Origin of the sequence: Pseudomonas sp. GZJR-8, assembly GCF_002916705.1 — a bacterium.
Taxonomy (GTDB): Bacteria; Pseudomonadota; Gammaproteobacteria; order Pseudomonadales; family Pseudomonadaceae; genus Aquipseudomonas; species Aquipseudomonas synxantha_A.
The window spans coordinates 1-2041 of record NZ_JXSI01000027.1 but is presented as its reverse complement, the minus strand read 5'-3'; the positions used below and the strand labels follow the sequence as shown (position 1 = coordinate 2041).

The following is a 2041-nucleotide window of genomic DNA, read 5'->3' as shown; positions in this document are numbered from 1 at the left end:
GTGCTGAGTGGCGTCAAGTCCGGCGGGGCGCGGGCGTTGTTGGAGTTGCTGGCCAGGCAGGTGGCGGGGCCGCGGCTGGACACGCATGTTGAGGCCGCCAAGCCTGTGTTGCTGAGCAGTGCGGCGACGCCGGTCAAGGCCGTGCCGGTGGTTCCGTTGAAGGCGGGCGACACGCTGGTTTCGAACCCGGTGCCGGTGGTTCGCAACAAGACTCGGCAGACGGTATTGGTCCGGCAGGAGCATGTGGATGATGCGCCTGCCGTGGCTTCCAATCCGAAGGGAGATGCGGCGGCGCCAGCGGACAAGACGGTCACCAACGGCTGCCCGGTGTCGATGGTCACCGGGGAGGAATTGCTTACCCTCACCGACGGCGCGCTGGACGGGATTTTGCCGTTTGAGTGGACACGGCTGTATCGCACCAGTGCGGTGGATGTGGATTGTGGGTTGGGGTTTGGCTGGAGCCATGCGCTGGCGCACCGGCTTTGTGTGTCGGGCGATTCGGTGGTGTGGATCGACCATGAGAACCGCTCGACCACCCTGCCCTTGCCGACTTCTGCTCGACCCGCGATTACCAACAGCCTGGCAGAAGCGGCGATCTACTTGGGTTCGGTTCCTGATGAGCTGGTGCTGGCCCAGGCGTCGCGGTTCTATCACTTTCGCGACGGTGTACTGACTGCGATCAGCGATGCGTATGACAACCGTCTACGCATTTGCCGTGATCGTTCCGGGCGAATTGAGCGGTTGGATAACGGTGCTGGTCGCTCGCTGCTGCTGCGTTATGAGCTGGATCGAATCGTCGCGGTGGACTACCAGGTTCATCGCGCCACAGGGCGTGCACCTTACGTCTGGGAAACCGAGCAGAACGTCGTTTCCTACGCCTATGACGAAGATGGACGACTGGTTTGCGCGACCAATGCTGTCGGGGAAAGCGAGCGTTATCGGTACGACGATCAGCACGTCATTGTCGAGCGGCAGTTGGCCGGTGGGGCGAGTTTCTTTTGGGAGTGGAGAGGCGCCGGCAAGGCGGCACGCTGTGTCCGGCATTGGGCAAGTTTTTCGCAGATGGACACGCGCTATGCCTGGGGGGATGACGGCCGTGTCACCGTGCATAACGCCGACGGCAGCCAGGAAGTCTATGTCCACGACGACCGGGCGCGGTTGGTTCAGCGCATCGATCCGGACGGCGCGCAGCATTTCAAATCCTACGATGCCAAGGGGCGGCTGACCGTCGAGCAGGATCCGCTGGGCGCGGTGACGGCGTATCAGTACGACGAAGCCGGACGCTTGGTGGCGTTGTTTCCGGGGGATGACGAGCCGACCTCCTACGAACATGACAACGGCTTCGTACGGGTTGTAAGGCGCGGCGAGGCTGTCTGGAAATACGAGCGTAATGAGCAAGGCGATGTCATCCGCAAAACTAATCCGGATGGCAATTCGACTGACTACAGCTACAACAAACACGGGCAACTGACCGGAGTTTGGTACCCGGATCACAGTTGCCATCGGCTGGTGTGGAATGAACGTGGGCAATTGCTGGAAGAGCAATTGCCCAATGGCGGGATCAAGCGTTATCGCTATGACGACCTGGGGCGACAGATTGCCCGCGAGGATGAACACGGCGCGCAGACAGTCTATGAATGGGACAGCGTCGGTAGGTTGATTCGCCTCGTCTTGCCAGGCGGCACCACACGAGAATTCAGCTACAACCCCTACGGAAAAATCATCGCCGAGCGCGATGAACTGGGCCACGTCACCCGCTACGAATACGCCGATGGGTTGCACCTGATCAGCCGCCGTATTAACGCCGACGGCACCCAGGTCAAATACCGCTACGACAACGTTCGCTTACTGCTGACCGAAATCGAAAACGAAGTCGGCGAAACCTACCAACTCGACTACCACCCCAACGGCCTGATCCAGCAGGAAACCGGCTTCGACGGCCAACGCACCGCCTACGTCTACGACCTCAACGGCAATCTGCAGGAAAAGACCGAACACGGCGATGACGGCAGTCAGCTAATCACCCGTTACGAGCGCGACC

The 2041-nt window shown here is 60.8% G+C and carries 1 protein-coding gene; it reads left to right on the top strand.

All coding sequences use genetic code 11. The annotated features are described in order from the left end of the window. Positions 1-2041, top strand: a 2041-nt coding sequence (locus TK42_RS26685; RefSeq protein ID WP_146097903.1) for a DUF6531 domain-containing protein, incomplete at both ends; no start/stop codon positions are given.